General features: G+C 46.4%; 1 protein-coding gene. It reads right to left on the bottom strand.

Features of this window, described 5'->3' with window-relative positions; translation table 11 throughout:
* The coding region (locus ACS8FC_RS15105) for a MalY/PatB family protein (RefSeq protein WP_439297373.1) at window positions 1-1,015 on the bottom strand (1,015 nt) is incomplete at both ends.

Below are 1,015 nucleotides of genomic sequence, written 5' to 3'. Positions count from 1 at the left end.
CTAGGACAAGCTACATTCAAACGCATTTTAAGATGCCCTTCCTCACCATATTTGATCCCAGCGTTTAGCTCTACCCTCGCCGCACGCAGCGCCTCATAGAGCACTTGGTCGTCTTGACTGTACGCTGAGCAATCCAGCCAAATCAGATAGGACGCTTCTGGACGCATGACCTTAATGTTTGGCAGATGCTCAGCGAAAAACTGCATGGTTAAATTAATATTAGCCTCAATATATGTCAGCGCCTGTGCCAACCATTCATCACCTTGCTCATAGGCATTACGCATCGCTGTATACGCAAATAAATTCAGCTCATATTCGTCATTTAACTGCTGCTGTTGACTGATTTTTTGGAGTAAACCTTCATTTTTGGCAAAAATCATCGAGCCTTTGATACCAGCGATATTAAAGGTTTTGGTCATTGAGGTCAGGCTGACTACCTTGTGCTCGTAACCTGCTGCCAGCGTTAAAAACGGCGTGAACGTGTGCCCACTCAAGGTTAAATCTTGATGAATCTCGTCACTGACAATCGCTACATCATGCTTTTTACAAATCGTCAGTAACGCTTCAAGCTCTTCTCTCGTCCATACACGCCCGCCCGGATTATGCGGATTGCAGAGTAAATAAAGCTTCACATCATGCTCTATTATTTTGGCTTCGATATCGGCTAAATTAAGATGATATTTGCCCTCGCTATCTTGTAGTGAGGAAGTGATGAGCGTGCGACCATTTTGCTCAACCTTACTCATAAATGGCGCATAGATAGGATCATTGACCAGTACCGCATCCCCCACCTCGGTAAAGACGTTCATCATCAGCGCTAGGCTTGGGACGACACCCGGGGAGAACAAGATATTTGCTTGCTTAAGCGCCAAATCATAGCGACTGCCATGCCAGTCAATGATCGCGTCATACAATGCCTCGGTAGGTTTGGTATAGCCCAATATGCCATGCTGCACGGCTTGCTCAATCGCGTTTAAGATAGGCGGCGCGGCCTTAAAATCCATATCCGCCACCC

It is taken from the genome of Psychrobacter sp. 1Y4 (genome assembly GCF_051847555.1).
Note: the sequence above shows the minus strand (reverse complement) of the source record. Positions and strands in the feature narration are given on the sequence as shown.